Origin of the sequence: Microbacterium sp. bgisy203 (assembly GCF_965345155.1) — a bacterium.
Classification (GTDB): domain Bacteria; phylum Actinomycetota; class Actinomycetes; order Actinomycetales; family Microbacteriaceae; genus Microbacterium.
In genome coordinates this window covers 12695-38795 of the sequence record NZ_CBDRLZ010000003.1, presented here as the reverse complement: position 1 = coordinate 38795, position 26101 = coordinate 12695, and the positions used below count along the sequence as shown (strand labels likewise).

General features: G+C 68.7%; 23 protein-coding genes and 5 pseudogenes. 14 read left to right on the top strand and 14 right to left on the bottom strand.

The features are described from left to right. The first annotated feature begins 165 nt into the window (after positions 1-165). From ACRVYW_RS05985 to ACRVYW_RS05970, 4 genes are read left to right on the top strand one after another with little or no spacing between them, the layout of a single operon-like run. Entirely contained in the window at positions 166-1452 is a 1287-nt protein-coding gene (locus ACRVYW_RS05985) for an NAD(P)/FAD-dependent oxidoreductase (protein ID WP_431802682.1), read from the top strand. Then, positions 1449-2348: an SDR family oxidoreductase gene (locus ACRVYW_RS05980; protein WP_431802680.1), complete on the top strand. Its 900-nt coding sequence runs from the start codon at positions 1449-1451 to the stop codon at positions 2346-2348. Before ACRVYW_RS05985 ends, ACRVYW_RS05980 begins: the two co-directional genes overlap by 4 nt. After that, entirely contained in the window at positions 2345-3706 is a 1362-nt protein-coding gene (locus ACRVYW_RS05975; RefSeq protein WP_431802678.1) for an alpha/beta fold hydrolase, read from the top strand. The genes ACRVYW_RS05980 and ACRVYW_RS05975 overlap by 4 nt, the downstream gene beginning before the upstream one ends. Continuing rightward, a complete protein-coding gene (locus tag ACRVYW_RS05970; protein ID WP_431802676.1) occupies positions 3703-5265 on the top strand; it encodes a GMC family oxidoreductase in 1563 nt (520 codons plus the stop codon). Before ACRVYW_RS05975 ends, ACRVYW_RS05970 begins: the two co-directional genes overlap by 4 nt. Positions 5266-5459: 194 nt before the next feature. Here the strand turns inward: ACRVYW_RS05970 and ACRVYW_RS05965 are convergent, their stop codons facing one another. From ACRVYW_RS05965 to ACRVYW_RS05940, 6 genes and pseudogenes are all read right to left on the bottom strand, one after another. Beyond that, positions 5460-7304: a glycoside hydrolase family 15 protein gene (locus ACRVYW_RS05965; RefSeq protein WP_431802674.1), complete on the bottom strand. Its 1845-nt coding sequence runs from the start codon at positions 7302-7304 to the stop codon at positions 5460-5462. 15 nt (positions 7305-7319) lie between these two features. After that, positions 7320-8210: an SDR family oxidoreductase gene (locus tag ACRVYW_RS05960; protein WP_431802672.1), complete on the bottom strand. Its 891-nt coding sequence runs from the start codon at positions 8208-8210 to the stop codon at positions 7320-7322. Then, entirely contained in the window at positions 8207-8749 is a 543-nt protein-coding gene (locus tag ACRVYW_RS05955; RefSeq protein WP_431802670.1) for a Dps family protein, read from the bottom strand. The genes ACRVYW_RS05960 and ACRVYW_RS05955 overlap by 4 nt, the downstream gene beginning before the upstream one ends. Before the next feature lie 189 nt (positions 8750-8938). Then, positions 8939-9508, bottom strand: a pseudogene (locus ACRVYW_RS05950) (fatty acid desaturase); the annotation flags it as partial. 137 nt (positions 9509-9645) lie between these two features. After that, a pseudogene (araA, locus tag ACRVYW_RS05945) lies at positions 9646-11148 on the bottom strand (L-arabinose isomerase). Positions 11149-11219: 71 nt separating this feature from the next. Further along, positions 11220-12143: pseudogene (locus tag ACRVYW_RS05940) on the bottom strand (FGGY-family carbohydrate kinase); the annotation flags it as partial. A gap of 125 nt (positions 12144-12268) precedes the next feature. Here ACRVYW_RS05940 and ACRVYW_RS05935 point away from each other — a divergent pair. Continuing rightward, positions 12269-13999, top strand: coding sequence for a beta-galactosidase (locus ACRVYW_RS05935; protein WP_431802668.1), 1731 nt, complete (start codon positions 12269-12271; stop codon positions 13997-13999). Here ACRVYW_RS05935 and ACRVYW_RS05930 read toward each other — a convergent pair. Continuing rightward, positions 13948-14946, bottom strand: a complete 999-nt coding sequence (locus tag ACRVYW_RS05930) for a LacI family DNA-binding transcriptional regulator (protein WP_431802666.1) — start codon at positions 14944-14946, stop codon at positions 13948-13950. The two genes, ACRVYW_RS05935 and ACRVYW_RS05930, sit on opposite strands and share 52 nt — an antisense overlap. Here ACRVYW_RS05930 and ACRVYW_RS05925 point away from each other — a divergent pair. After that, a pseudogene (locus ACRVYW_RS05925) lies at positions 14939-15109 on the top strand (hypothetical protein); the annotation flags it as partial. The gene ACRVYW_RS05930 and the pseudogene ACRVYW_RS05925 sit on opposite strands and share 8 nt — an antisense overlap. Before the next feature lie 60 nt (positions 15110-15169). On the opposite strand, the pseudogene ACRVYW_RS05920 reads toward ACRVYW_RS05925, so the two are convergent. Beyond that, positions 15170-15460: pseudogene (locus ACRVYW_RS05920) on the bottom strand (beta-galactosidase); the annotation flags it as partial. Between the two features lie 128 nt (positions 15461-15588). Here ACRVYW_RS05920 and ACRVYW_RS05915 point away from each other — a divergent pair. Together ACRVYW_RS05915 and ACRVYW_RS05910 are read left to right on the top strand one after the other, a co-directional pair. Continuing rightward, positions 15589-16230, top strand: coding sequence for a TetR/AcrR family transcriptional regulator (locus tag ACRVYW_RS05915; protein ID WP_431802664.1), 642 nt, complete (start codon positions 15589-15591; stop codon positions 16228-16230). A gap of 243 nt (positions 16231-16473) precedes the next feature. After that, positions 16474-17793, top strand: a complete 1320-nt coding sequence (locus tag ACRVYW_RS05910; RefSeq protein WP_431802662.1) for a protein rep — start codon at positions 16474-16476, stop codon at positions 17791-17793. A 10-nt stretch (positions 17794-17803) separates the two neighbouring features. Here ACRVYW_RS05910 and ACRVYW_RS05905 read toward each other — a convergent pair whose 3' ends face one another. From ACRVYW_RS05905 to ACRVYW_RS05895, 3 genes are all read right to left on the bottom strand, one after another. After that, positions 17804-18202: a hypothetical protein gene (locus tag ACRVYW_RS05905; RefSeq protein ID WP_431802660.1), complete on the bottom strand. Its 399-nt coding sequence runs from the start codon at positions 18200-18202 to the stop codon at positions 17804-17806. A 209-nt stretch (positions 18203-18411) separates the two neighbouring features. Beyond that, entirely contained in the window at positions 18412-19332 is a 921-nt protein-coding gene (locus tag ACRVYW_RS05900; protein WP_431802659.1) for a hypothetical protein, read from the bottom strand. A 182-nt stretch (positions 19333-19514) separates the two neighbouring features. Further along, positions 19515-19919 carry a hypothetical protein gene (locus ACRVYW_RS05895; RefSeq protein ID WP_431802657.1) on the bottom strand — a complete coding sequence of 135 codons (405 nt, stop codon included), beginning with the start codon at positions 19917-19919 and terminating at the stop codon, positions 19515-19517. Positions 19920-20027: 108 nt separating this feature from the next. On the opposite strand from ACRVYW_RS05895, the gene ACRVYW_RS05890 reads away from it, so the two are divergent. From ACRVYW_RS05890 to ACRVYW_RS05865, 6 genes are all read left to right on the top strand, one after another. Next, on the top strand, positions 20028-20426 hold the full coding sequence (locus tag ACRVYW_RS05890; RefSeq protein ID WP_431802655.1) for a hypothetical protein: 399 nt from the start codon (positions 20028-20030) through the stop codon (positions 20424-20426). 1 nt (position 20427) lies between these two features. Next, the gene (locus tag ACRVYW_RS05885) at positions 20428-20994 is read left to right on the top strand and encodes a hypothetical protein (protein ID WP_431802654.1); all 567 of its coding nucleotides are present in this window, start codon (positions 20428-20430) and stop codon (positions 20992-20994) included. Then, on the top strand, positions 20991-21647 hold the full coding sequence (locus ACRVYW_RS05880) for a hypothetical protein (RefSeq protein ID WP_431802652.1): 657 nt from the start codon (positions 20991-20993) through the stop codon (positions 21645-21647). The genes ACRVYW_RS05885 and ACRVYW_RS05880 overlap by 4 nt, the downstream gene beginning before the upstream one ends. 103 nt (positions 21648-21750) lie before the next feature. Further along, the gene (locus ACRVYW_RS05875) at positions 21751-22572 is read left to right on the top strand and encodes an FtsK/SpoIIIE domain-containing protein (protein WP_431802650.1); all 822 of its coding nucleotides are present in this window, start codon (positions 21751-21753) and stop codon (positions 22570-22572) included. 152 nt (positions 22573-22724) lie between these two features. Next, the gene (locus ACRVYW_RS05870; protein ID WP_431802648.1) at positions 22725-22919 is read left to right on the top strand and encodes a helix-turn-helix transcriptional regulator; all 195 of its coding nucleotides are present in this window, start codon (positions 22725-22727) and stop codon (positions 22917-22919) included. A 61-nt stretch (positions 22920-22980) separates the two neighbouring features. Then, complete coding sequence (locus ACRVYW_RS05865) at positions 22981-24081, top strand: tyrosine-type recombinase/integrase (protein ID WP_431802646.1); 1101 nt, start codon at positions 22981-22983, stop codon at positions 24079-24081. A gap of 174 nt (positions 24082-24255) precedes the next feature. On the opposite strand, the gene ACRVYW_RS05860 is transcribed toward ACRVYW_RS05865, so the two are convergent. From ACRVYW_RS05860 to ACRVYW_RS05850, 3 genes are all read right to left on the bottom strand, one after another. Then, positions 24256-24840, bottom strand: a complete 585-nt coding sequence (locus ACRVYW_RS05860; protein ID WP_431802644.1) for a PIN domain-containing protein — start codon at positions 24838-24840, stop codon at positions 24256-24258. A gap of 25 nt (positions 24841-24865) precedes the next feature. After that, the gene (locus ACRVYW_RS05855; protein ID WP_431802643.1) at positions 24866-25390 is read right to left on the bottom strand and encodes a helix-turn-helix domain-containing protein; all 525 of its coding nucleotides are present in this window, start codon (positions 25388-25390) and stop codon (positions 24866-24868) included. A 245-nt stretch (positions 25391-25635) separates the two neighbouring features. Further along, entirely contained in the window at positions 25636-26016 is a 381-nt protein-coding gene (locus ACRVYW_RS05850) for a hypothetical protein (RefSeq protein WP_431802641.1), read from the bottom strand. Between the last annotated feature and the right edge of the window lie 85 nt (positions 26017-26101).

The following is a 26101-nucleotide window of genomic DNA, read 5'->3' as shown; positions in this document are numbered from 1 at the left end:
GTCTCACCGCCCGCGCGATCGGGGGGGGGTGGTTGACGCGCACCTGTTCGCGCGATACGCCCGCCATCCCGCAGCGCGTCGCCGTAGGCGCCGAGGTCGCTAGCGCGGACGGGGCCTTGGCGCAAGCGGATGGCGTGCACTCCGAACGCCTGATCGACTCGATGCATGACTTCCACGACTCCTGAGCCGAAGTCCGCATCGCCGCGCCGGTACGACCACGTGATCGTCGGCGGCGGCATGGTCGCCGATGCGGCGGCCCGCGGCATCCGCGAGCTCGACCCCGATGCGACGATCGCGATCATCAGCGACGACATCGACGCACCGTACACGCGCCCCGCACTCAGCAAGAAGCTCTGGACCGATCCCGATTTCACGGGCGACGACGTGCCCCTGGGCACACCCGCGGACACGGGTGCGACGGTCCTCCTGCGGACGCGCGCCACAGCGATCGACCCGGCGGCGCACACCGTCGACATCCAGAGCACGGTCGACACCGAGAGCACGGTCAACCCCGAGAGCGCGGACGGCACGCTCGCCTACGGCACACTCCTCATCGCGACCGGGGGCCGCCCCGTGCCGCTCCCGATCGAGGGCGCCGCGCCGAGCGACCGGGTGCTCACGTTCCGCACCGCCGAGGACTATTGGCACCTGCGCGCCCTCGCCGACCACGTCGACCGCATCGCCGTCGTCGGCGGAGGCTACATCGGCAGCGAACTCGCAGCGGCCCTCGTGCAGAACGGCGTCGACACGGTCCTCATCCACAGCACCGACACGCTCGGCGGCGACATCTTCCCGCCCGGCCTCGCCGACCACTTCGCCGAGATGTTCCTGGGCGCAGGCGTCGAGCTGGTCGGCGGCCGCGAGGTGGTCGGCGGCGTCGCCGGCGACGCGGGCGTGCGCCTCGACCTCGAAGGCGGCGAGACCATCACGGCGGATGCCGTGGTGTCGGGCCTCGGCATCGAGGTGACGACCGACCTCGCCGAGGCCGCGGAGCTGACCGTCGACGACGGCATCGTCGTCGACGCGCGCCTGCGCACCTCGTCCGACGACGTGTTCGCGGCGGGCGACGTGGCCGACTACCCCGACCGCATCCTCGGGCGTCGCCGCGTCGAGCACGTCGACAACGCCGAGCAGATGGGCCGGCAGGCGGGGCGGAATCTCGCCGGCGCCGACGAGGACTACACCCACACGCCGTACTACTACTCCGCCGTCTTCGGCACGCGCTACGAGGCGGTCGGCACGCTCGATGCGAGTCTCGACACCGTCGAGGACTGGACGACGGAGTACGAGAAGGGCGTCGTCTACTACCTCGACGATGACCGCGTCGTCGGCGTGCTCCTGTGGAACATCTCCGACTCGACGGAGTCGACGGAGTCGACGGATGCCGCGCGCGCCGTCCTCGCCGAAGACGGACCCGTCGACCACACAGCTCTGAAGGGACGCATCTCATGAGCGGACGCGACCAGTACACGTTCGAGAACCCGGTCACCCGCTACGACCGGGTCGAGCCTCCGCTGCAGCATCAGGACGAGCCGGCGGTGCAGGGACGGATGAACCCCGTCCCCGACCTCGGCGAGCAGACCTACCGCGGCACCGGTCGCCTCGAGAACCGGCGCGCGCTGATCACGGGCGGCGATTCGGGCATCGGCGGGGCGACGGCGATCGCCTTCGCGCGCGAGGGCGCGGATGTCGCGATCGTGCACCGCGCGGGCGAAGAGGCGGATGCCGCGCACATCCTCGCCCTCATCGCGGATGCCGGGCGGCGCGGCGTCGCGATCGTCGCCGACATCACCGACCCGGCGCGCTGCCGCGAGGTCGTCGCCGAGGCCGTCGAGGCACTCGGCGGCCTCGACATCCTCGTCAACAACGCCGGCAAGCAGACGGCTGTCGCTGCTGTCGAGGACCTCTCCGACGAGCAGTTCGAGACGACGTTCCGCACCAACGTGTTCGCCCCGTTCTGGCTCATCAAGGCGACGCTCCCGCATCTCGACGCGGGGTCGACGATCATCAACACGGCCTCGCTCGAGGCGTACAAGCCCGCGCCCGACCGGCTCGACTACGCCGCGACGAAGGCGGCGATCAACAACCTGTCGAAGGGGCTCGCACAGCAGCTCGCACCCCGCGGCATCCGGGTCAACGTGGTCGCGCCGGGGCCGACGTGGACGGCGCTGCAGGTCTCGGACGGGGTCTCCGACGAGCAGATGACCCACTTCGACGATGAGAACGAGTACCAGCGGGCCGGCCAGCCCGCCGAGATCGCGCCCGCGTTCGTGTTCCTCGCCTCGGCCGAGTCGGGCTACGTCTCGGGCGAGACGCTCAACGTCAACGGCGGGATGGTGACGCCGTGACGGCCGGCCCCGACGACGCCCAGACGACCGTCTACGCCCTTCACGCCCTCGGCGGAAGCGGGGCGTCGTTCCGCGCGGTCGCGGCGCACCTCACCCCCGGCATCCGGCTGGTGACGATCGATCTTCCGGGTTTCGGCGAAGCGGGGGATGCGCGCCAGCGCGGCGCTCGCGGCATGGCCGACCATGTCCTCGCGCGGATCCGCAGCGACGGCGCAGCCCGCTGGGTTCTTCTCGGGCACAGCATGGGCGGCAAGGTCGCCTCGGTGGTCGCGCGCCGGGCGCTCGCCGGCGACGACCTGGTCTTCGGCTTCGCAGGGGTGGTGCTGCTCGCCGGCTCACCCCCGACCCCCGAGCCGATGAGCGAGCAGCGCCGAGCCGAGATGATCGGGTGGGCGTCGGACGGCGCCCTCGACGAGACGGCGGCGCGCACCTTCGTCGAGGCGAACACGGCGCTTCCGCTCTCGCACGAGTGCGATGAGCGCACGATCGACGATCTGCGTCGCGCGGCGCCGGATGCCTGGGTGCACTGGCTCGCACAGGGCAGCCGCGAGGATCTCGCGGCGTTCGTGGGCGAGCTGGACGTGCCGGCTCTCATCCTCGGGGGCGAGGACGACGACGACCTCGGCGCCGATGCGCAGCCGCGCCTGCACCGCGGCGTCTACCCGCGGGCGCGGTTCGTGCGGCTGCGTGAGACCGGGCACCTCCTGCCGCAGGAGCGGCCCCGCGCGGTGGCGTCCGCGGTCGTGGCCGTCTGCACCAAGATCGCCGAGCACGCTCCCGCCGTCCCCTCCGAATGGGCGGATCTGATCGCGTCGCCGCAGGTCGAGCCGCGCGTGCGTGCCGCCCTTGCCGCGAGAGCGATCGCGGACGACCCGGGTTACCGTCCTCGGGCCATGACACCGGCGCAGCTCGACACTCTCCGCGCGCTCGCCGCGCTCGTCGTCCCGCAGCCGCAGCCGGGCGGACGCATCGACCTCGCGGCCCGGTTCGACCGGCAGCTCGCCGCCGGTGTGGGCGATGGGTGGCGCCCCGCGATCCTCCCGCCCGATGCCGTCGCGACCGGCCTCGCCCTCGACGCGCTGGCGGGTGTCGATCTCGATGACGACGCCGTCGCGGCGCTTGTCGCGGGAGAGCTCGAGCCGGCGGCATCCGCGCTCACCGCCGCGCAGCTGCAGGCCTGGTTCGATGACGTGCGGGTGGAACTCACGCGCCAGTGGCTCGCCCACCCCGCATCGCTCGCCCGTGCACGCAATGACTCGTTCGCCACCCGGGGCGGTGCGGACCCGCGCGGATTCGCGGTGCTCGCGGCGGGCCGGCGCGACCGGTGGGAGCCGTCCGACCTCGGCGTCGCCGGATGAGCGCGCTCGCTCTCGACGTCGCCGCGATGCGCCGGTTCGACCCGTCGGAGGAGGTCGATGTCGTCGTCGTGGGCACCGGCGCGGGCGGCGCCCCTGTCCTCGCCGAGCTGGCCGCGGCGGGACTGCGCGCGGTCGCGCTCGAGGCGGGCCCGTTCTTCGATCCCGCCGCGCACACGCCCGACGAGACCGAGGCGGTCGAGATCAACTGGATGAGCGAGCGCCTCTCCGGCGGAGCCGACCCCGTCGCGTTCGGACCGAACAACTCCGGGCGGGGCGTCGGCGGCTCGACGCTGCACTGGGGCGCCTTCACGCCGCGGCCCGCTGCGGGGCAGATGCGTCTGCGCACCGAGACCGGCATGGGGCGCGATTGGCCGTTCGGGTTCGACGAGCTCCTCCCCCATCTTCTGCGCGCGGAGCGCGATCTCGGCGTGAGCGGGCCCGCCGACTACCCGTGGGATCCGTCGCGCGCCTACGAGTACGCACCCCCCGGACGGAACGCGGCCGCGGAGCGTATGGCGGCGGGATGCCGGGAGCTCGGCATCCGGGCCACGGACGCCCCCGCCGCCGTCCTCACACGCGACCGCGAGCAGCACGGCATCCCGCGTCAGGCCTGCATTGCGTGCGGCGCGTGCCACCAGGGGTGCCGCACGGGGTCGAAGGCGACCATGGGGACGACGTACCTGCCCGCGGCGATCGCCGCGGGGGCGGAGATCCGTGCGGACGCGATGGTGCACACGATCGAGACGGATGCCGCGGGACTCGTGCGCGCCGTCGTCTACCGGCAGGGCGACATCGACGTGCGGCAGCGCTGCCGCACGCTCGTGCTCGCCGGGGGCGGGGTGGAGACGCCGCGACTCCTGCTCGCGAACGACCTCGCCAATGCCAGCGGACAGGTGGGCCGGAACTTCCTCGCCCACCCCGCGACGCAGGTGTGGGGAACCTTCGACACGCTCCAGCGCGCGTACCGGGGGTATCCCTCGGCGCTCATCACCGAGGACTTCTCGGCCCCGGCAGATGCGGACTTCGCCGGCGGCTACCTCATCCAGAGTCTCGGCGTCATGCCGCTCACCTTCGCGACGAGTCTCGTCCGAGGAGGCGGGCTGTGGGGGCGAGAGCTCATGGCGGCGCTCGACGCGACGAGCTTCACCACGGGCGTCGGCATCAACGGCGAGTGCCTGCCGAGCGCCGAGAACGCCCTGACGCTCACGGGCGAGCCGGACGAGTACGGCCTCCCCCGGGCGGAGGTGACCTTCTCCCTCGGCACGAACGAGAAAGCCCTGATCGCGCATGCGACGGACGTCATGGTCCGGATTCTCGAGGCGGCCGGCGCGAGTGAGACGCGCGTGTTGCAGCGCACCGCACATACCCTCGGCACGTGCCGCATGAGCGTCGACCCGGACGACGGGGTGGTGGATGCCGACGGCCGCAGCCACGAGATCGCGAACCTCTGGATCGTCGACAACTCGACCTTCCCGAGCGCACTGGCCGCGAACCCCGCGCTGACGCAGGTCGCGCTGTCGCTCCGCACGGCGGAAAAGCTGCTCGCGAAGGCCCCCTGAGCCTCTCCCGTGCGCGCTCTCGCGTCGCGCTGACCGTCGGCGCGTGCCCGACGTGGCGGCTGAGTCGTATGGCGACCGCCCGGTTTCACACCTCATCCTTCACACGGGCGCACTCGAGCCCCACGCTCCATACGACTGAGCCGCCACGGCGGATTCATCGTCCCGTGTGCGCCCGCACCCGCACCCGCGCCCGATCAGCGCTTCGGCAGCTTCTTCTCCGGCACGACGTCGCGGATAGTGAGCGCCGCCGTCACGACCGCGAGGTGGCTGAGCGCCTGGGGAAGGTTGCCCCAGAACGACCCGTCGCGCTCGGAGATCATCTCGCTGTAGATGCCGACGTCGTTCGCGAGGGCGACGAGCTCATCCATCGCCGCGATCGCCTCGTCGTGCCGCCCGACGCACGCGAGAGCGCCCGCGCGCCAGAACGCGGAGGCGACGAAGGTGTGCTCCTCACGCGGCATCCCGCTGTAGCGGTACAGCAGCGCCTCACGGCCCTGCACCGTCGAGCCCAGCTCCGCGGTCAGCGCGTCGATCGTGCGCGACATCCGCTCACCGCGGTCGAAGCCGCTCTCGGCGTGGAGGAGCACCGAGGTGTCGAGCGCCGTGGAACCGGGCGCCATCGTGTACGCACCGAGGTCTTCGGACCAGCAGTTCTCCTCGATCCATGCGCGGATGCGGTCGCGCTCGGCCGCCCACCGCTCGGCGGGGCCGGGGATCGCGTGCGCCTCGGAGAGGTGCACCGCGTCGCGGAGCGCCTGCCAGCACCCCATCTTCGACGAGGTGTAGTGAGCGAGCTCGGGAAGCTCCCACATGCCCGAGTCGCGTTCGCGCCACAGGTCGCACGTGCGGTCGGCGACGCGCGCGAGGAGGCGACCGGTCTCGACGTCGAGGATGTTCCCGGCGTCGACGTAGGTGCGGCAGATCGCGAACAGGTCGCCGTAGACGCCGAGCTGCAACTGGTCGTTCGCGGGATTTCCCTCCACGACCGGGCCGATGCCCTGCCACCCCGGAACGTCGAACTCGCGAGCCCCCTCAACGAGATCCCCGCGCAGCGTATACATCACGTGCGGGACGGACCCGTGGCTGCGGATCGTCTTCAGCAGCCACGACAGGGCCGCATGCGTCTCTTCGCGAAGCCCGAATCGGACGAGCGCGTACGCCGTGTACGCGAGGTCGCGCACCCACGCGAAGCGATAGTCCCAGTTCTTCCCGCCCGCCGGGTTCTCGGGTAGCGAGGTCGTCGCAGCCGCGGCGATCGCCCCGGTCGGCGCGTACACGAGAAGCTTCATCGCCAGGGCGCTGCGCTGCACGGCATCCCGCCACGGTCCGTCGTAGGAGAACTCGCGCGACCAGGCACGCCAGCCCCCGATCGAGCGCTCGAGGCTGTCATCCAGCGTCGCCGGGTCGGGAAGGTGCAGCGGCTCGTCGTCGGTGGCGACGATCGCGAGCAGATGACGGTCGCCCGGCTTCGTCGTGAAGGTGCCGCGGACGGCGGGGAACGGCGCGCCGCCGTCCTCCGACCGGGCGCGTCCGATCCCGTCGCCGAGGACCGCAAGCGTCGTCCGCCCGACACGGAGCAGGTGCGCGGCGCCGTCTCCGGCGATGTCGTGTCGGACGATCCACGGGGATGCCGTGCCCAGTCGCGTGCCGGGGCGCACCTTCCAGCGGAAGCGCACATTTCCGTCGACGCCCTCGATGCGCCGCACGAGCTGCGCCCACGGGAGGCGTCCGGCGACGCCCGTCACCAGGGCGTCGGTCACCCGTGCCGACCCGGATGCCGTCGTGAACGTCGTCTGCAGCACGTTCGTGCCGGCGAGGTAGCGGCGGCGCACGGTGTAGTCGACCCCGGGCTCCCCCTCGGGTCCCAGTTCGATGCACCCGCCGTTCTCGTCGTCGACGAGCCGCGCGAAGACGGGCGTCGAGTCGAGGTTCGGCATCGGCATCCAGTCGATACCGCCGTCACCGGCGACGAGCGCGATCGTGCGCCCGTCGCCGATCGGCGCATACGTCGCGAGATCGGAGCGGTCCGTGATCGTCATTCGCGGCGCCGACGATCAGGTGACGGGCATGCCGCCGGTGACGGCGATCGTCTCGCCGACGACATAGCTCGACTCCTGCGACGCGAGAAACACGTACGCCGGGGCGAGTTCGACCGGCTGACCGGCGCGGCCGATGGGCGTCTGCTCGCCGAACGACTCAATCTTCTCGTTCGGCACGAAGGCGGGCTGGAGCGGCGTCCAGATCGGCCCCGGCGCGACACCGTTGACGCGGATGCCGCGTTCGATGAGCTGCTGAGCCGTCGCACGCGTCCAGTTGGCGATGCCCGCCTTCGACACCGCGTACTCGGCGAGCGACGGCGACGGGTCGAACCCCTGGATCGACGAGGTCGTGATGATCGCCGCGCCGGGCTCGAGGTGCGGCGACGCCGCCTTCGTCATCCAGAAGAGCGGATAGATGTTGACCTTGACGACGTGGTCGAGGGTCTTCGTCTCGAAGTCGTCGATCGAGTCGACGGTCGGCATGGTGCCCGCGTTGAGGACCAGGATGTCGAGACCGCCGAGGTCCTTCACGGCCTTCTCGACGACGTCGATGCTCGTCTGCTCGTCCTGCAGGTCGCCCGGGAGAAGGACGGCGGTCCTCCCCTCGGCGCGGATGAGCTCCGCGACCTCTTCGGCCTGCTCCTGCTCTTCAGGCAGGTAGGACAGGGCGACGTCGGCGCCCTCGCGGGCGTAGGCGATCGCGACGGCGCGGCCGATGCCGGAATCGGCGCCCGTGACGAGGGCCTTCCGACCGGGCAGGCGCCCGAAACCGATGTAGGTCGTCTCGCCGTGATCGGGCGCGGGTGTCATCTCGTGGATGTCGCCCGGGGCATCCTGCTGCTGGGGCGGAAACGGCGGACGCGGGTACTGGGTCGTCGGGTCCTGACGGGTGTACATGTCGGTCATGAGGTGCGTGCCTTCCGGTTCTCGGCGCTGATCATCCACGCGTACTGTTCGAGCTTCTCGATGATCTCGTGCAGGATGTCGGCGCTCGTCGGGTCTTCGTCGTCGACGGCGTCGTGGACCTCACGGCAGGTCGATACCGCGTCCTCGAGCCGTACGGTGATGAGATCGATGACCTCGGTGGTCGCGATCTCGCCCTGGGGGAACTCGGGGAGCGTCGTCGTCTCGGCGACCGTGTCGCTGCGTCCGTCGGGCAGGGCGTGCAGGGCCCGCATGCGCTCGGCGATCGTGTCGCTGAACTCGCGCGCCGCCTCGATGATCTCGTCGAGCTGCAGGTGGGTGTCGCGGAAGTTCGTGCCGACGACGTTCCAGTGCGCCTGCTTGCCCTGCGACGCGAGCTCAATGAGGTCGACGAGCACCTTCTGGAGGTTCTCACTCAGGGTCTCGGAGGCGGTGAATCCGTTCTCGGCATTCTGCTCGCCGGTCAGGCGCGCGCCGTGGGCGGCCTTGCGCTTGTTCTTCGTCGCTGTCGTGGTTGCCATGTCTTCGACGCTACGGGGGACTCGCGTCGCCGCGACGGGGATTGCGCGGGCCTGGACCGGATGCTAGGCCGGATGCCAGACCGGATGCTAGGCCGGGCGGTATGTCGCGACGAGGGGACAGTCGAACGGATCGCGGGCGGCGAGGCCGACGCGATTGAGGTAGGCGATCACGATGCCGTACGAGCGCCACAGGCTCACCCCCTCAAGGGTGAGGAGAGGGAAGAAGAGCCAGCCCTGCCGACGCGTGATCATCCGACGGATGCCTCGCGCTGAGGCGGCGTCCACGTCGAGGAACGAGATGGTGTCGATCTCGATGTCGGGGTCTTTTCCGACGCGGTTCGGGTTGGCGTGGTGCCGCGTGTGCTTACCCGCCCACCACGACGCGCTCATCCCCACGATGCCGTTGACGAGCACCCGGGCGAGTCGGTCGTTCGCCGGCCCCGAGGAGAGGATCTGGCGGTGCGCCGCTTCGTGTCCGAGGAAGGCCACCTGCGTCAGCAGGATGCCGAGCGCGGCGGCCATCAGGAGCTGGAACCAGCTGTCGCCGAGCAGCACGAAGCCGGTCACGACGCCGCCGAATCCGGCCGCGAGGGCAAGACCGACGCAGATGTAGAAGACGGACGCCCGGCGCATGAGTCCGGTCTCCCGCACGACCTGCGCGACGTCGGTGTACGCGCGAGCGAGCGGCGGGAACTGGTCGGTTCCCGCGTAAGTCTGACGGACGGGTCCGAGCCGCGGCTCGAGTGCGGTGGCGGAGATGGTATAACTCGGGATTCGATCGTGACCGCGTGGCCGTTGCGGAGCCAAAGGCGGGTGCCGATCGCTGGGGCCAGGCTATGCCCGCGAGTATGGCGTCCCCGGCATATGCGCATCGGATCGACGTTGCTGAGCGATGCTCACAGGCTCTGGGCGAGACGGTAGTACGCCTGGTTCCAGCGAAGCTCCTTCTGGAAGCCGCGGACGGTTGTGTCCTCGTCGATGACGAGGAGCTCGGTCTGCGCCATGTCGGCGAAGTCGCGGAACACGTCGATGCCGACCGCGCTCGTCATGACGGTGTGGTGCGCGGCGCCGGCAGCGAGCCAGCACGCAGCGGATGTCGCGAAGTCGGGGGCGGGCTTCCAGATCGCGCGCCCCACGGGGAGGCGCGGCAGGTCGGGCGCCTCGACGTTCCCGACGACGTTGGCGGTGAGACGGAAACGGTCGCGCATGTCGCTCATCGCGACGACGAGCGCGGGGCCGGGATCGGCGGTGAACACGAGGCGCACGGGGTCATCCTTGCCGCCGATGCCGAGCGGGTGGACCTCGAGCCTCGGCTTGCGGGTCGTCAGCGACGGGGAGACTTCGAGCATGTGCGCGCCCAGGATCTTCTCGTCGCCCGGGGTGAGGTCGTACGTGTAGTCCTCCATGAGCGAGGCCCCGCCGGGCAGACCTGCGCCCATGACGTTGGCGATCCGGACGAGGATCGCGGTCTTCCAGTCACCCTCGGCACCGAAGCCGTACCCCTCCGCCATGAGCCGCTGGACGGCGAGTCCGGGGAGCTGCTTCAGAGCACCGAGGTCCTCGAAGCTCGTGGTGAACGCTCCGAACCCGCCCGCCTCCAGGAACGACCGGAGGCCGATCTCGATGGCCGCGCCGTCGCGGAGGGACTGGTGTCGCTCGGCGCCCGGTCGGAGCTCGTCGGCGACGTCGTACTCCGCGAGGTAGACCTGCACCAGCGCGTCGATGTCGGCGTCGGATGCCGCGGCCACCGCATCCGAGAGCTCGTTCACTCCCCATGTGTTCACCTGCACCCCGAAGCGCAGCTCGGCCTCGACCTTGTCGCCCTCGGTGACCGCGACGTACCGCATGTTGTCACCGAAGCGGGCCAACTTGAGAGTGCGCAGGGCCTACCAGCCGGCGGCGGCGCGCTGCCAGTCCTCGATCTGCGCCGTGACGGCGGGGTGTGAGACGTGACCGACGACCGTCTTTCGGGCAACGCCGAGGCGGGTCTGGATGTACCCGAACTCGCGGTCGCCGTGCGCGGCCTGGTTCAGGTTCATGAAGTCGAAGTCGATCTCCGCCCACGGCAGCTCGACGTTCGCCTGCGTGTGCAGGTGCAGCAGCGGCTTGCGCAGCGCGTCGAGCCCCTGGACCCACATCTTCGCGGGGCTGAACGTGTGCATCCACGCGATGATCCCGATCACGGAGTCATCCGAGTTGGCGTCGAGCGCGAGCCGGCGAATCGCGTCGGAGTCGGTCAGCACGGGCTTCCATTCGACCTTCACGGGCAACCCGGCCAGGCCCTCGGCGACCTGCTGGGACTGCTCGGCGACCTGCCGCAACGTCTCCTCGCCGTAGAGGCCCTGGCTGCCGGTGACGAACCAGACGGTGGAGCTGTCGAGCGTGGCGGTGAGGGTCATGGTCTTCCTTTTCCCGAGATTCCGGTCATTGAGCGAGGAGAGAGGCGACGAGTCGACACGGCGCGCACCGCTCAGAGGGCGGCCACCGCAGCGGCTTCGACGGCGAGACCCGCGCGATAGCGATCGAGGTACGCGGCGAACCCCGCCGCATCGGCGGGGTCGGGAACGGCGACGGATGCGTCGGCACCCGCGAACACGGTCCCGTCCAGGTAGGCACCCAGGTCGGAGGCCGAGTCGGCTGCCGCAACCCGGCGGAACGCGGCGAGGACCGCCATGCCCCACGCCCCACCCTCCGACGCCGTGGCCCCGATCTCGACCGGTGTGTCCAGTGCGGCGGCGAGGAGCCGTTGCGCGACCCCGGCCGTGCGGAACAAGCCGCCGTGCGCATGCATCCGGTCGAGCGCGACGCCCTCTTCGTGCAGCACCCGCATGCCGAGGGCCAGCGTCGCGAAGACCCCGTACAGCTGGGCGCGCATCGTATTCGCGAGGGTGAAGCTCGATTCGGGGGTGCGCACGAAGAGCGGGCGTCCGTCCGCGAGCCCCGCGATCGGCTCCCCCGCGAGATGGTTGTAGGCGAGCAGGCCCCCGGCATCCGGCGCGCCCTCGAGCGCTTCGCGGAGCAGCACCTCGAAGACGGCGTCGTCGTCGAGCGGGCTGCCGGATGCCGCGGCAAAACGCCCGAACAACTCCGCCCACGCCGCGAGTTCGCTGGCGCCGTTGTTGCAGTGCACCATCGCGACCGGCTCACCTGCGGGCGTCGACACGAGGTCGATCTCGTGATGCGCGTGGACGAGCGGGCGCTCGAGGACGACCATCGCGAACACGCTCGTTCCTGCGCTGACGTTGCCGGAGCGTGGTGCCACCGCGTTCGTCGCGACCATGCCGGTCCCCGCGTCGCCTCCCGGCGGGCAGAACGGGATGCCGGGGCGCAGTAGTCCCGACGGGTCGAGGAACGCGGCGCCCGCCGCGGTGAGCGCGCCCGCGTCGGCCCCGGCTCGCCCACGCGCTCGACGGACGCGCACGACCCGGGGGTGCCGTCGTCGGCATCCAGCTGGAGAACGAGCTGTATGACCGGCCCGAGCACCTCGTCACGCTCAAGCGCCTCGCGCGGGAGTCGGGCATGTCCGCTCCGCTGTGGACGGCCACCGCGTGGGGCGGCGCGCAGTTGCCGGGCGGCGAGGTCTTCCCGGTGTTCAGCGGCTATGCCGACGGGTTCTGGGTCGATCCGGAGGACGGCTGGGATCCGTCGTTCCGGGCGCACTTCTTCCCCTCGCACGAGTGGGACGATCCGGGCGTGGGCGCCGACGTGCGCGAGGCGCAGGGGTTCGCCGCCGACCCGTCGGATACCGGTCGCCCCACCGATCTGCACGGGTTCCCCCCGGCGACGTGCGAGCTCGGATCGGGTATGGCGACGGCCTACCATCGGCGCCCCGTGCTCACGGCGCACGACATCGCGGCGCTCGCGCACGGCAAGATCGGCAGCGGCTCGGCGTGGCAGGGATACTTCATGTACGTCGGCGGCGCGAACCCCGCACCCAGGCTGCAGGAGACCATCGCCACCGGCTACCCGAACGACCTCCCCGAGATCGGGTACGACTTCCATGCGCCGATCGGGCAGTCGGGCGACCTGCACGCCTCGGCGGCGCCGCTGCGCCTGCAGCATTCGTTCCTCGCGGCATTCGGCGATCGTCTCGCCGAGATGACCTCGACGCTGCCGGATGCCTCTCCCACCGGGCTCGACGACCGCACGACCCTGCGCTGGGCGCTGCGTTCGGACGGGGAGCGGGGCATCGTCGTGATCTCGCACCATCAGCCGCACGAACCCGTCGCCGACGTGACGGGTGCGCGCGTGCGGATCACGCTCGACGACGAGGTCATCGAGCTTCCCGCGACCGACATCCCGGCGGGCACGCTCGCGCGCTGGCCCGTCGCGTGGCCGTTCGCCGGCGCCCGGATCGACGGGGCGACGGCGTCGCTTCTCACCGAGCTGCCGGGCGCGTCGCCCGTGCTCGTGCTGCTCGCGGATGCCGGGGTGGAGCCCCGTCTTCGCGTGGACGGCCGCGAACTGCCGGTGACGCCGGGCGAGCCGGTCTCCGTCGGCGCCGGCCGGGTGCTCGTCCTGCCTGCATCGGACGCCGACCGGCTGTGGGTGCGCGAAACGGCTGCCGGGCGCGCTCTGCTGCGCACGGCCGCGGAGCTTTCGTGGGACGACGCCGTGCTGTGGGCGCGCGGCCCGGGCGTCGTCGAGGTGTTCGACGAGTTCGGCGGGGCCTGGCGCTCGCTCGACCGCGAACCCGCAGCCGCCGACCCCGGTGGGCCGACGCCGCTGACACCCGTGGTGCTCGCGGAAGCCGCGGTTCGCGCTGTCCCCGCCGACTACGGGTTCGGCCGCGCACGCCATCGCGCTCCCGACGCCGACGTCGTCGACGATCTCGCCGCCGTCTTCCGGCTCGACCTCCCCGCCTCGGCGAGCGACACCGCCGCCGACGCGGTGCTCGACATCGACTGGGCGGGCGACGTCGCGCAGCTGCGCGTCGGGGGCCGCGTCGTCGACGACCGGTTCTGGGACGGCGAGCGCTGGACGGTGTCGGTGCGGGATGCCGGTATTCGGCCGGGCGACGAGGTGACGCTGCACGTCCTGCCGCTCCGCGTCGACACCACGATCGGATTGCCCGCCGCCGCCCGGGCGCGCCTTGAGGCCGCCGCGCAAATCGCGGACACGCTCGGCGTCGTCGGCGCGGTGACGCTGCGCGTCCGCGGGCGCTGGCGCCCCGTCGGACGATCCGGCGGACGACGGGCTCAGCCGGCGGTCGAGGCCCGCACGACGAGCTCGGGGCGGAAGGTGACGTGACGCGCCGGCGCCCCCTCGAGCGACTCGAACAGCAAGGCGACGGCGGTCGCGCCGATCTCGCGCGCAGGCTGACGGATCGACGACAGCGGAACGACGGTCGCCTGGGCGAAATCGATGTCGTCGTAGCCGATGAGGGCGAGATCGTGCGGCACGCGGATGTCGCCGAGGATCGCCGTCCCCTGCATGACGCCGACGGCGAGCAGGTCGTTGGCGCAGAACACGGCGTCGGGTCGCTCGCCCACGGGGCGGCGCGCGATCGCCTCGCCCACCTCGCGCCCCCGCAGCACCGTGAGCGCGTCGGTGTCGATGACCTCGAGGCGCGCGTCGGGGTGGGCGGCGAGCGCGCGACGCGCACCGCGCAGTCGGTCGGCCACCTGACGGATCGACAGCGGGCCGCCGACGAACGCGATACGGCGGCGCCCGAGCGCGAGCAGGTGCGCGGCGGCGAGGTGCCCGCCCTCCACGTCGTCGACCGCGACCGAGGGCACGTCGCCGCCCGGAAGCTCCCCGTCGACCAGCACGAGCGGGATGCCGGCAGCGGCGAGCCTCCGCACGGGTGCCTCGTCGAGGTCGACGGGCGTCAGCAGCACGCCGTTGACGCGCTGCTCGCGGAACAGATCGAGGTATGCGCTCTCGCGGCTCGGCACCTGGTCGCTGTTGCCGAGCAGCACCGACATGCCTTCGGCATCGGCCTGCTCTTCGGCGCCGCGCGCGACCTCCGCGAAGAAGGGGTTGGCGCTGTCGAGCACGATGAGGCCGATCGAGCGGCTGCGCCCGGCGCGCAGCTGGCGGGCGGCGTCGTTGCGCACGAAGCCGAGGTCGTCGATCGCCGCCTGCACCCGGGCGACGGTGGCGGCGGCGACCTTCTCGGGCCGATTGAGGACGTTCGAGACCGTTCCGACCGAGACGGAGGCCGCGGCGGCGACGTCTTTGACGCTGATGGACATGGCATCCCTTCGCGGTGCTTGCGTGAAACGATACAGGAGCGCTATTGTTGAAACGATTCATGATCGTGAGCCCTCACGAAGGAGTGTCATGACCCGCGTCGCTTTCACCCTGCACGTGCGGCCGGAGATGCTCGATGCCTACATCGAGCGGCACAGCCCCGTCTGGCCGGAGATGCTGGCCGAGATCGCGGCCTCCGGTCGCCGCAACTACTCGATCTTCCTGGACGGTGCCGTCGATCGCGACGGGCGGGATCTCCGGATGTGCCTTCGCGAGCCAGGGCGGCGGCGAGGCGGTCGCCGTTGCGAGCGCGACGTCGATGCCGTTCGCATGCAGCAAGTCGATGACGTCGTCGAGCCACGAGAAGTCGTACTCGCCCGCGCGCGGCTCGAGCAGCGCCCACGAGAAGATTCCGAGGGAGACGATGTTGACGCCCGCCTCGGTCATGAGCCGCACGTCGTCGTCCCACACCTCGCGCGGCCACTGCTCCGGGTTGTAGTCGGCGCCGTAGCGCATCGCGCCTGGGCCCGCCGCCCCGGGCTTCACCCACCGGTAGGTCGTGTCATCGATTGCCATGCCGTCAGCCTATGCTGAAATACGTGCAGTTGCACGGTTTCCCTCCGGCATCCCGCTACGATCGCTCCATGTCCGATGAGCGCCCCCTTCGCCGCGGGCCGTACGCCAAGACGGCCGAGCGGCGCAGCGAGATCATCTCCACCGCAACCGCCGTGTTCAGCGCGCACGGTTACCAGGGCGGGTCGTTGCGCCAGATCGCGAAGCAGCTCGACCTCAGCCTCACGACACTCATGCACCACTTCCCGACGAAGGTGTCGCTCCTGTCCGCCGTGCTCGAGCAGGAGGATGCCGCCGACGTCGACTTCGACGAGCGCTCACGCCGCGACGGCTTCGCTCCCTCCGTTCTCGCGATCGTGCGGCGCAACCTGAACCGGCGCGAGCTCGTCCGGATGTTCTCGATCGTCTCGGCCGAAGCGACGTATCCCCGCCACGAGGCGCACGACTGGCTGCAGCGTCGCTACGCCACCGTCACTGCTTCCTACGCCGAGCTGATCACGCACGATGTCGCGGTCGGTCGCCTGCGCCCGCGCATGGATGCCGCCGCGGCGGCGAGCCTCGTCGTCACTGCGTGGGAAGGCATCCAGATCCGCTGGCTTGCCGACGGAAGCGACCCCGTCGCCGCGATGGGCGAGCTGCTGACGGCGACCCTCGATCCTTCGACACCGCTCATCCCGCCCCGCAGGGAGTCGATCCCGAAGAGCACCGCATAGCGGCGCCGCCACCGACACCCGCACGCAGCGAACGGGTCGGAAAAGATCCCTATGACCAGGGTTTTCTTTGCGGAGACGGAGGGATTTGAACCCTCGGTCCCCGTAAGGGGACTCCACCTTAGCAGGGCCACAGAGTCCGCATAGGCCGCTGTTTTCTGCGCCCGTGCGCACCGGATGCACGCCGATTCGAGGCGTGTTCGGCGGTGCCGCTCCCCTGCCACTCCCCTGGGCCGACCGGCATGAATGCCAGGCCACTTCTCCGATGACCAACGCCAGCACGCCCCCGAGGGAGCGCCTTTCGCGCCCGGAGCGGGCGAAGCCCGCGAAGGGTCGAAAGGTGCTCCGCACGCGGAGCGAAGCGACGCGTCTTGGTACATCGCGAATAGCGTTGCCGCTTCGGATTGGCGGCGGGTTCGGTTCCGGCGTCGGCAGCGGTCGAGCGGGTGGCTGATCGGTCATGCTCGGGAGCAGGTGGGGCTATCTCGTGATGCTCGGGCGGATGAGTCCGGCGAGTGGGTGCGGCCTCTGCGTCCGGCTCGGTGCCGCTGGCGCGCTGCCGCTGCGGTGACAGTTCATGCCGACGGAACCGGCGAGCATCCAGCGCACTACTCCGGCCTGGAGCGCTGCGCGTCGGTGTGGGCGTGCCCGGTGTGCGCGGGCGTGATTCGCGCGACGCGGGCGGATGAGATTAAGCGGGCGGCGCTGCACGCTCAGGATGCGGGCATGGGCCTCGCGTTCATGACGCTGACGCTGCGCCACAAGTCCGAGGACGGCCTAGCGCCGTCGATTGACGTGTTGCTGGGCGCGTGGCGTGCCGTGCAGTCCTGGCGAGCATGGAAGCGGCTGGCCGTGCGTCTCGGCTATGTCGGCGCGATCCGCTCGACGGAGGTCACCTACGGGGGCAACGGCTGGCACCCGCACTCGCACTTCCTGGTCGTGTTCGAGCATCCACTGTCGGCGGCGGAACTCGCATCGTTCGAGACTGAGGTTCACGCGCTGTGGGTGCGCGCGGTCGAGAAGAAGGGCGGACGACTCCCGTCACGAGAGCATGGCGTCAAGGTGCAAGCGGTCGACGGTGACGGTGCGGTGCTCGCCAAGTACCTGTCAAAGGTGCAAGAGCACACAGGCGAGCGTCGAGCGTCGGTAGGGGCGGAGATTGCGCGCGGCGATCTGAAGCGAGGTCGCGGCGACAGTCTCGCACCGTTCGAACTGCTCGATGCAGAGGGTCCAGGGACAGAGCAAGCACGAGCGCTGTGGGTCGAGTTCGTGACAGCCACTCGGGGCCGTCGAGCGTTCTCGTGGACGAAGGGACTGCGTGACCGTCTGCTCCCCGGCGAGGAAGAGAAGACAGACGACGAACTGATCGATGAGGCGGAGGCTTTCGAGCCGGTCGCCGTGATCGAAGCTCGGACCTACGATCGCGCGTTCCGGAACAACTCTGATCGTCTGGCGGAAGCGCTCGAAATCGCGGAGTCCGGCGACTTCGACCGGCTCGCCTGGTACGTGCAAACGGCTCCCAGCCCATCCGGCCGCAGTACACCGAAATTCGGCGAAACTGGTTGATGCCAGCGGCCTAAGCTTGCGGCTTCTTTGGGATCAGATCGGTCGACTTCACAGTGCGCTTCTGCCGGTCGGCATCTCGATCACCCTCGTCAACGATCCGCGCTAGTCCCGCCAGCAGCACCGTGAGTCTGACTGCGCCATGCGCAGTGAACAGCAAGCATGCTTCGAGAACCCACATCCCCGGCTCCACCCCGAAGCCAACGACCATGACCGCGGACACGACTGCCCCGAAGGCGCCCGTAAATGAACTAAGCACGACCGAAATCCAGCTTGCACGTAGCCGACTCCCGCCGTTGCGACGGAGCAATCTGAATCGGTCATGCTCGGTCCCAAGTCCGAACACCACCACCACGCCCGCGAAACCACCGACCATGGCACTTACCCCGGCAACGCCGAGGGCGAGACTCATCAGAGTTTCCCTCGGCTCGGGAACCGCGCTCTCTGCTAGGGCACGAGCAACGTTGAGCTCCGGTCTCTCTTGCGCCAGCCAGAAATGAGCGGCAACCGCAACTAAAATCAGCACCGAGACAGCCGCCGGGTAGTTGACGAAAAAGCTTCCGAACCTCCGTAGAGCCTTCATGACATCACCACCATTTCGAACGAATGTTCAGTGTAGGCTCAGCCTCCGACACCGCTCCCGCGGAGGAAATTGTTGATCGCTTCGCCGATGGAGGCAAGCACTACCTCGTCCGGCGCGACCTGACCTTCGGGCACGAAGAACTCCACGCGCTTGGCGATGCGGTCATCGAAGATGGAGTGAAGCTCCCGCGAGATGCTGCCCTCCTCGTTCTCCGTCACGATGTTGACCTCAGCCTTCGTGCTGAACCCACCGTTGGCAACCCATAGAGCTGCTTCACGAATCGCGTCACGGATCGAGTGCGTCCCGTTACGACGTCCCAGCGACCAGCGCAGGACGAGGTCCAGCTCATCAGTTGCCTGATGTCTCGCAGCGCGGAACGCATCACCCAGGTCCCCACCCCCAGAGTCCGGGATCGGCATTCCAGCATCGACGTGGACCTCAAGCATCACCGCGCCCTCGGCGTTCGCGATTTTTGCGAGGACCTCTTCGTCAACAACAGGAATCAGCTCGATCGAGCGACCCTGAGTTGCCAACTCGCATACTCCCGTCACCCAGCGGGCAAGCGTTTCGTGTCGGGTGGCACGTACCGCCGGGCTCATTATTGCGACACGTCCATTGTTACCGAAGGGCACGATGTACGTCGGCTCGGAGACGCGGTCGTCGGGATCCTCAAAGGTGAGCGGATCGACGCTCCCGCTTGTCAGATTGTACTTCTTGAGTTGTTCCGATAGGTCTCGAACGCGGCCGACCTGGATGTGCGGTAGCGGTGGCGAAACGGGGCGCTGCGGTTCACCGAAGTACTTCACACCCGACACCGGGAACTCACGCTGCTGGTGGGACCAACCGTGCATCCCGTCAATTAGGTCGAACCAGAAGGTGCCTTGAGCCGGGTTCCTCGTTTCGTCAGGTTCGATGACGACAGTGTCGGAGAACCGGACAAACTTGCGTATCTCGGCCATGCGTAAGCTCCTTGGGGTATTGGCACCATGCTGGCATAAGCCGAGCACGGCCTTAGGAACGCCGACACCCGCGTGTCCGGTCGAGGAGCGCGGGAAACCACCTCAGGGTCGGCCAGAACTGGCACCTCTAGGACATTACGGAGCCCTTAGCTCAGCGCAGGGAAGGGCTCCGTAGCTGCACTTCAGTCGACTCGTGGAACGATGCCAAGCGCCGCCTCAGCAACGTCCTCGTTGGTGATGACGTTGTGGCGGTATCGGTATGTGGTCGCCTGGTTCAGTCCAAGCAGAGCAGCGACACCCCGTTGCGTCAGCGAGGTATGTTCGAGCGCCCATTCGATAGCGATTCGGCGCGCGAGCAAGGTTTGAGCAACACCGATCCGCAGCGCCTCCAGCGCGCTCGTCGTTCGAGTGTCGGCGTCGATGGGATCCGCTGGCGGCTGAGGTTGCTGCGCCGCCTTCGCCGCACGGAGTAGTGCATGCCCGGCGCGCTCTAAGAACTCAGCAATCTGCGCCGGGTCTTTCATCTGCGCTACGGGGAAGGCGTCTGGATCGTCCTGGTATGGGCTGGGAAGAGTCTTCGGCGTCATAGGTTGACGCTACCAGTTGACGCGCAAACCAATCAAGACGTATCGTCGTGCATGTGACGCGCAAACCAATCAAATCGAGCGCCGCGTGCACAGACAAGGAGAACGAGAATGAACACTACCCAGGCGGCAAGCCTTCCGATCCTGACCAACTCCGATGCATGGCCGTTGACCGCACTCGGTCTCGGTGAGCCGATGCGGTTCCGCATGAAGGGGGATCGCGGCAGCGCACAGAGCAACGCGCTGTCGCCCGACGGACGCCCGACCCTCGCCTCAGGCTGCATCCCGCAGTTGCTCGACAAGGAGGGGCGGCTCCGCCCCCAGAAGGGACATTCGCTGCACGTCATCAATGCGGTGCCAGATGACGTGATCGAAGCGGGCGAGCAGGTGCGCGCCGACGGCCTGGTATGGGTGCAGCCGTACGAAAGCAACGGTCGCGTGCTGCTGTCGATCACGGTCGAAAGCCTCGTACCGGTGACAGCTCCCTCGCCGAAGAAGACGGAGGCGTGACATGAACACGCGAGGAATCGAGCGCCGCGCTACTGGCGCTGTCGCGGGGTTTGCGGGCTTCGCGCTGGTGTTGCTGATCGCCGTGGCGTGGGTCGTCGTGGAGACTCCTGCGTCGGCGGCGATCACTGATGACGCTACGGAGTACACCTATCAGTACGTTCCAGGCAGCACGGATCCGGTGTACGTCTACGCCGAACAGGACAAGAAGACGGTGACGGTATCGCAAGCGGTGAGGCCTCGTGCGGGCAAGACCGATGATGGGTCGGCAGTGATCTATCTCCCGCCGCTGGGCGAATCGTTCACGATTTCTGATGTCACCGACGGAGGCATGGGGAAGACGCTGTGCAGGCTTGATGCTGTCGCACCTGGCGGGTTGAGCGATGGTGCGTGCTCGTGGGTGGCCGTGCAGTTCTCAGGGACTGGGGCTGATCGAGCGTTCGACGGTGCCCATGTTCGTGTGGACGGACTGGATCACGGCTCGCACACATTCGTGGTCTCGACGCGCACGTCATCCTCGACCTTCAACGTGCAGCGCGTGACGTTCGAGATTCCGAGGTTGTCGCGATGAAGCTGCATCGAATCGTGCCGCTGGCAATGGCTTGCCTGATGGTCGCCGTACTGCTTGCACTGTCCGTGACGGGTGTTGCGCCGTCGCATCCGCTGTACGGCCTCGTGTCGTTCGTTCGCGGCCTGGTGGCCGTCCTGCTCGTGCTGCTGCTCGCCGTCGCAGTGGTGGCGATGCTCGTTCCGGCGTTCCGTGGCTGGCTGCTCGCTCGGTTCGGTCGCGTTCGTGGCCCGAAGTTGAGCAAGGAAGAGCGCGCCTCGCTGTCGGCGGACGAGAAACGCGCACTGCGTTCGGTCGAGCGCGTGAAGGCCTGGGCGGAGGACGTGGGCCTCTCGGTCGAGAAGTTGAGTCGGAGGGGCGACACGATTACCTACCTGCCGGCGGTCGTGGGGCGTTCACTGCTCGCTACAGGGCCGGCTGTTGATCTGGTGCTCCCTCGTGGCCGCGTGCCTTCGGACGCGAACGCCGAACGAATCGGCGCGGCGACAGGCACGGATGTCGTGGTGGAGAAGATCGGCCCTGCCGTCGTGCGTGTCGGCATCATGACGCGCTCGCCTTTGGACGGCATGCGCCGCGTCGCTACGCCTTCCGCTGCGCCTGCTGCGGCGGTGAATCCGGACGATTGGACGGATGACGACGAGACGGAGGCCGTCTGATGCTCGATGACTTCGAGGGCGACGACATCCCGTGGGCGGCCATCGACGGGTGCGAGTGGATCGACCCGAACGCGAGCGTTCCCGAGGCAATGGCGGCGGCATTGTGAGCCGCCGGGGAACGTTCGGCGTCGACGAGAACGGGCGCAACGTCGTGTGGGATCACTTCGCTGCGATGCACTCGGTGATCCAGGGGGCGACGCGCTCGGGAAAGTCAGTTCTCGCATACGCGGTCTTGGCTGCTGCGGCTCGTGACCGAGCGGTGCGGGTCGTTGGTGTCGACCCATCTGGGCTGCTCCTGGCTCCGCATCGGCGGGGCGACGATGACGCGCTGATCCACCTGGGGACGGCTGACCCGGAGTCGGCCTGCGAGGTGGTTGAGCAGCTGGTGCGGATGATGGACAAGCGCATCCGCCTCCTGCTCGAACGCGGGTTGGATTCGGTACCGATGCACGTTCTCCGTCGCGCGTTCCCTCTGTTCGTGATCGTGTTCGAGGAACTACCTGCGATCCTGTCGTGGCTCGACGGCGAAGATCAGGGGCGCAAGCCTGGCGAGAAGTTCGCGCCGCGCATGCGTCTGGCGATGGGGCGGCTGCTCAGGGAATCCGCGAAAGCCGGTATGCGGGTCTTTACCATCATCCAGCGGGCCGAGGTCGCGAACCTCCCTGAGCGTGCGCAGTACGCCCGTCGCGTGTCGATGCGGGTCGATAACCGGGCAAGCGTCGAACTGCTCATGGAGCTGGCGACCCCGGAGGATGTTGACCGGATCATGGGCCTGCGTCCGGGTCAGGGCGTCATCCACGAAGCGGGCGAACCGCTGCGCTACTTCCGCGCCGACTACCTCGAGTACGCGGACTATCGCGCTGCGGTGTTGGCTGCCCGTGCGGGCGATGCTTCGCGGGAGGTGGTCAGCGATGGAGCGGCGTGAGCGGTTGCGGCGACTGGATGACGAGATTTCCGGGTTCGAGAAGCGGGCTATTGGCCTTGCGATGGCTGGGCAGTGGACGGCTGAGCATGACACGCAGTTGGGCGCTCTCTACGCCGAGCGTAGGCGTCTGTACGACGAGAAGGGAAACGACGGTGAGTAAGACGATTGACACGCCGCTCTGGTACACCGAGGCCGAGCTCGCGGAGCTCATGCGGGTGCACCCCTCCACAATCAGCCGTAAGGTGCGTGCGGGTACGTTCCCGATTACGCCGCTCGTGGTCGGTGCCCGTCGGGTCTACGCGGTTGCGGATGTGCACCGGCTCGCGGGGCTGAGCGTTGAGCATTGAGCGTCGAGAGACAGCCTCCGGTGTTCGCTGGCGGGTTCGGCTTCATGCGGGTGGCCGGGTCGTGGCCGATAAGACGTTCACGACCCGGCGTGCCGCCGAGGCGTTCGAGCGTCAGCAGAAAGAAGCACTGTACGGTGGCGGCTTCGTCTCGCCTCAGCAACAACGCACACCTGTCTCCGAGGTCGTCACTGCCTTCCTCGACGCTCGATCCGGCCAGGTGGCTCCGCACACGCTCCGCACGGATCGGGACAACCTGGCGGCATTGCCTGGCAAGTTCCTCGCGCGGCCCATCGGCTCGGTGTCCGAGGCCGACGTGTTGGCACTGCTTACCGAACTGCTCGGCTCACGCGCTCATTCGACGGTTGCGCGGGTTCGCACGACGCTCTCGGCGTTGTGGTCGTGGGCGGTGCGAGAGAGGCTAACGCCGACGAATCCGGTTCGTGGTGTGCGGATGCCGTCTGGTGCCGTGCAGGCTCATGAAGGGGCGCCGCTGACGGCCTCGATCCTCGCTGTGGTTCTCGATGCGCAGCGGAGTCGTTCGCCACATGGTGCGCTCATCACCGAGTGGCTGAGCCTCACCGGCTTGCGCTGGTCTGAGTTGCGGGCACTGCGCGTCGGTGATCTGCAAGACGTACCGTTCCCCGCTGTGCGTGTGCTCCGGGCAGCCAGCGACGGCTATGCCGAGAAGTCGCCCAAGACTGCCAGGGGTCGCCGTACTGTGCCGCTCGTGGCTCGTGCTCACGAAATTGCGAAGGTGTGGGCAGCGGGCAAAGGGTCAACGGACTACCTCGCGTCGAGCGCGACCGGGCTGCAACTGCGGGGCACCTACTTTCGCCGTGCGGTCGCGTGGACAACGACGTCCCCCGATCACACGATCCACGACCTGCGGCACTACGCCGCATCGACATGGCTGCGCCAGGGCATCCCGATCAACCAGGTTGCGGCCTGGCTCGGGGATGACCCGCGCACCGTTCTGCGCGTGTACGCACACGTTCTCGGGGAAGCTCAGGACATCGAGGCTCTGCGCCGCCTGAACGCTTCACTCCCCTCTCACTCCCCTGATACCGCGCCGGAAACCGAGTCAGGGGAAGGAGGGAAGGTCGGAGGAACCCTAAAAACGGGTTCTGCCCAGGGAAAAACTGGCGGAGACGGAGGGATTTGAAATCGCGCCGATGGCAACTGGACCCAGCTGAAACCGCATGATTCCGCGTGTTCTGAGGTCACAGACGTTCTCCTCGATCAGGTCAGCGCGGTTCGATTCGTGGCAGAAACGTGGCGGGTGTTCGGCGCGAAATCAGGTGGCTGCACCCCGCTCTTCAGTCATGCGAACTGGAGGCTACGCGGACGCAGCTTCGACCATCATCTCGACGGCTTCGATCATGCCGTATCGGTCGCGCAACGTGTCCAGGATCTCCTCGACGGTGAGCGCTGCACCGTAGCGGCCGGAACGACTCGCGATCTCCCGCACCGCGGCGAGCGCATGCCTGGGGTTGAGCGCGACAGTGTTCTTCGCGAACTCCCTGGCGCTGAGCACCTGGATGCCCGGCGGAATCTTGGCTGCAGGGAAGTCCTTCAGGTTCTCGGTGACGATCGCTCCGGCTCCCGCGATGACGGCCGTAGCGACCACGTGCTCGTCGTTCGGATCGGGAAGCCCGAAGGTACCTTCGAGCGGTTCCCAGCCTTCGACCTCCGCGTCGGCGAACTCTCGCCGCATCGCGGCGATGAGGGTTGCTGCGCGGCTGGCAGCCTCCGCTACGGGTATCCCCCGCTTCACGAGCTTGACTTCCTCGTGGAACTCGAGTTCGTCGAGGATCGCCGAGCTCCAGGTCGGTCGATACGCGCCCTCGACCGCGAGCGAAAGGAGGAAGTCGCGTTGCAGGCTCGGCCACAGCACGCTGGTGTCGAGGGTCGCCGTGAACACGACCCCATCCTGTCAGTCTGCGAGGTCAGAGTCGGGCTGCCCGCCTTGCGGCGACCGCCTTCCTCGCCGCTCTGAGGTCCTCGAGCGTCTGCTCGATGTTGCCTTCGTCGACGGCGTCGCGCGTGGCGGCGAGCATGTCGTACTGACGCTCCCGCCGGCGCTCTCGGTACTCGAGCAGATCCGCGAGGAGAATGCGTCGGTGCGTTCCCGCCTTCTCGAATGGGATCTCACCCTCGTCGAGGAGCTTCACAATGGTCGGGCGGCTCACGTTCAGGAGATCCGCTGCCTGCTGGGTGGTGAGCCGTGTTGCCTGGGGTACAACTGACACGGCAAGCCCGCTCTGCATCGCGTCCACGATCTTGCGGAGAGCGAGGTAGACCTCTTCCGGAAGCTCGACCTGGTCGCCTGGACGCGCGCCCGCAAGGAAGTACCTTGGCTCGGGAAGAGCCCGGCCGGCGGCCTCATGGGCGGTGAGGAAGTCCAGCACAGGGGCAAGCTCGACTTCCCTGCTGGGAAGGTACGTCTCTTCAACGACGGCAGCGCGAGACACGGAAATCACCTCAATACACGTAAACGCAGGAGGTTGCGTTTGTTGCGATTACGGTAGCACGCGTCGCTGACAGGCCAATAGGAGCGCGCTGGGGCAACGATCAGATGCCTCGTCAGGACACCCCGAGCCGTTCGAGCGCGTAACTCCACGGGAGGCGCTCCTGCTCAAGGCGTATGGCACGCGTCCATTCTGAAGGAACACACCGACATCCGTTGACGCGGCGGCGGCGGATAGCTCGGGCTGAGTCACCCGATGAGGTAGACCATCCCGCGACCTTCTGTCGCGAGCGCCTCGACGAATTCCTGTGCCCGCGTGAGGTAGTCGAGAACGTAGCGGAGCTCGTCGTGCCGGCTGCGCCAAGTGCGCGCCCACGTTCGCACCTGGTCCTCGTCGATCGCACAGAGGTCGTCCCGAATCGCCGGCACCTCCTCCGGCAGGATCGTCCTCACCCACGGGTCCCAGCCCATGTCGTGCATCGTCACGTTCCTCTCGAACATCCGGCAGCACGAGCCGGCGGCGGGACTTCCGGGCCCCGAGCGCGTGAGGGACTGCAAAACGGACCATGCCTTGTCGAGATAGAGCATGTCGCGCTTCGGTGAGACCTGCTCGAACGTCGCGACACTCACGCTCGCGTGCGGCTCCAGGCCCCATGCGTCAGCGAGCGGGTCGCTGGAGAGGATGCTGTGCGGGTCATCGACCGCCTGCTGAGCG

What these genes read in the sequence shown, in the direction of transcription:
- ACRVYW_RS05905 (WP_431802660.1), bottom strand. Translation starts at nt 18,202, where the DNA reads ATGAGTCTCGCCCTCGGCGTTGCCGGGGTAAGTGCCATGGTCGGTGGT.
- ACRVYW_RS05900 (WP_431802659.1), bottom strand. Translation starts at nt 19,332, where the DNA reads ATGGCCGAGATACGCAAGTTTGTCCGGTTCTCCGACACTGTCGTCATC.
- ACRVYW_RS05985 (WP_431802682.1), top strand. Translation starts at nt 166, where the DNA reads ATGACTTCCACGACTCCTGAGCCGAAGTCCGCATCGCCGCGCCGGTAC.
- ACRVYW_RS05910 (WP_431802662.1), top strand. Translation starts at nt 16,474, where the DNA reads ATGCCAGGCCACTTCTCCGATGACCAACGCCAGCACGCCCCCGAGGGA.
- ACRVYW_RS05890 (WP_431802655.1), top strand. Translation starts at nt 20,028, where the DNA reads ATGAACACTACCCAGGCGGCAAGCCTTCCGATCCTGACCAACTCCGAT.
- ACRVYW_RS05955 (WP_431802670.1), bottom strand. Translation starts at nt 8,749, where the DNA reads ATGGCAACCACGACAGCGACGAAGAACAAGCGCAAGGCCGCCCACGGC.
- ACRVYW_RS05880 (WP_431802652.1), top strand. Translation starts at nt 20,991, where the DNA reads ATGAAGCTGCATCGAATCGTGCCGCTGGCAATGGCTTGCCTGATGGTC.
- ACRVYW_RS05930 (WP_431802666.1), bottom strand. Translation starts at nt 14,946, where the DNA reads ATGTCCATCAGCGTCAAAGACGTCGCCGCCGCGGCCTCCGTCTCGGTC.
- ACRVYW_RS05970 (WP_431802676.1), top strand. Translation starts at nt 3,703, where the DNA reads ATGAGCGCGCTCGCTCTCGACGTCGCCGCGATGCGCCGGTTCGACCCG.
- ACRVYW_RS05885 (WP_431802654.1), top strand. Translation starts at nt 20,428, where the DNA reads ATGAACACGCGAGGAATCGAGCGCCGCGCTACTGGCGCTGTCGCGGGG.
- ACRVYW_RS05965 (WP_431802674.1), bottom strand. Translation starts at nt 7,304, where the DNA reads ATGACGATCACGGACCGCTCCGATCTCGCGACGTATGCGCCGATCGGC.
- ACRVYW_RS05915 (WP_431802664.1), top strand. Translation starts at nt 15,589, where the DNA reads ATGTCCGATGAGCGCCCCCTTCGCCGCGGGCCGTACGCCAAGACGGCC.
- ACRVYW_RS05960 (WP_431802672.1), bottom strand. Translation starts at nt 8,210, where the DNA reads ATGACCGACATGTACACCCGTCAGGACCCGACGACCCAGTACCCGCGT.
- ACRVYW_RS05895 (WP_431802657.1), bottom strand. Translation starts at nt 19,919, where the DNA reads ATGACGCCGAAGACTCTTCCCAGCCCATACCAGGACGATCCAGACGCC.
- ACRVYW_RS05935 (WP_431802668.1), top strand. Translation starts at nt 12,269, where the DNA reads ATGTCCGCTCCGCTGTGGACGGCCACCGCGTGGGGCGGCGCGCAGTTG.
- ACRVYW_RS05980 (WP_431802680.1), top strand. Translation starts at nt 1,449, where the DNA reads ATGAGCGGACGCGACCAGTACACGTTCGAGAACCCGGTCACCCGCTAC.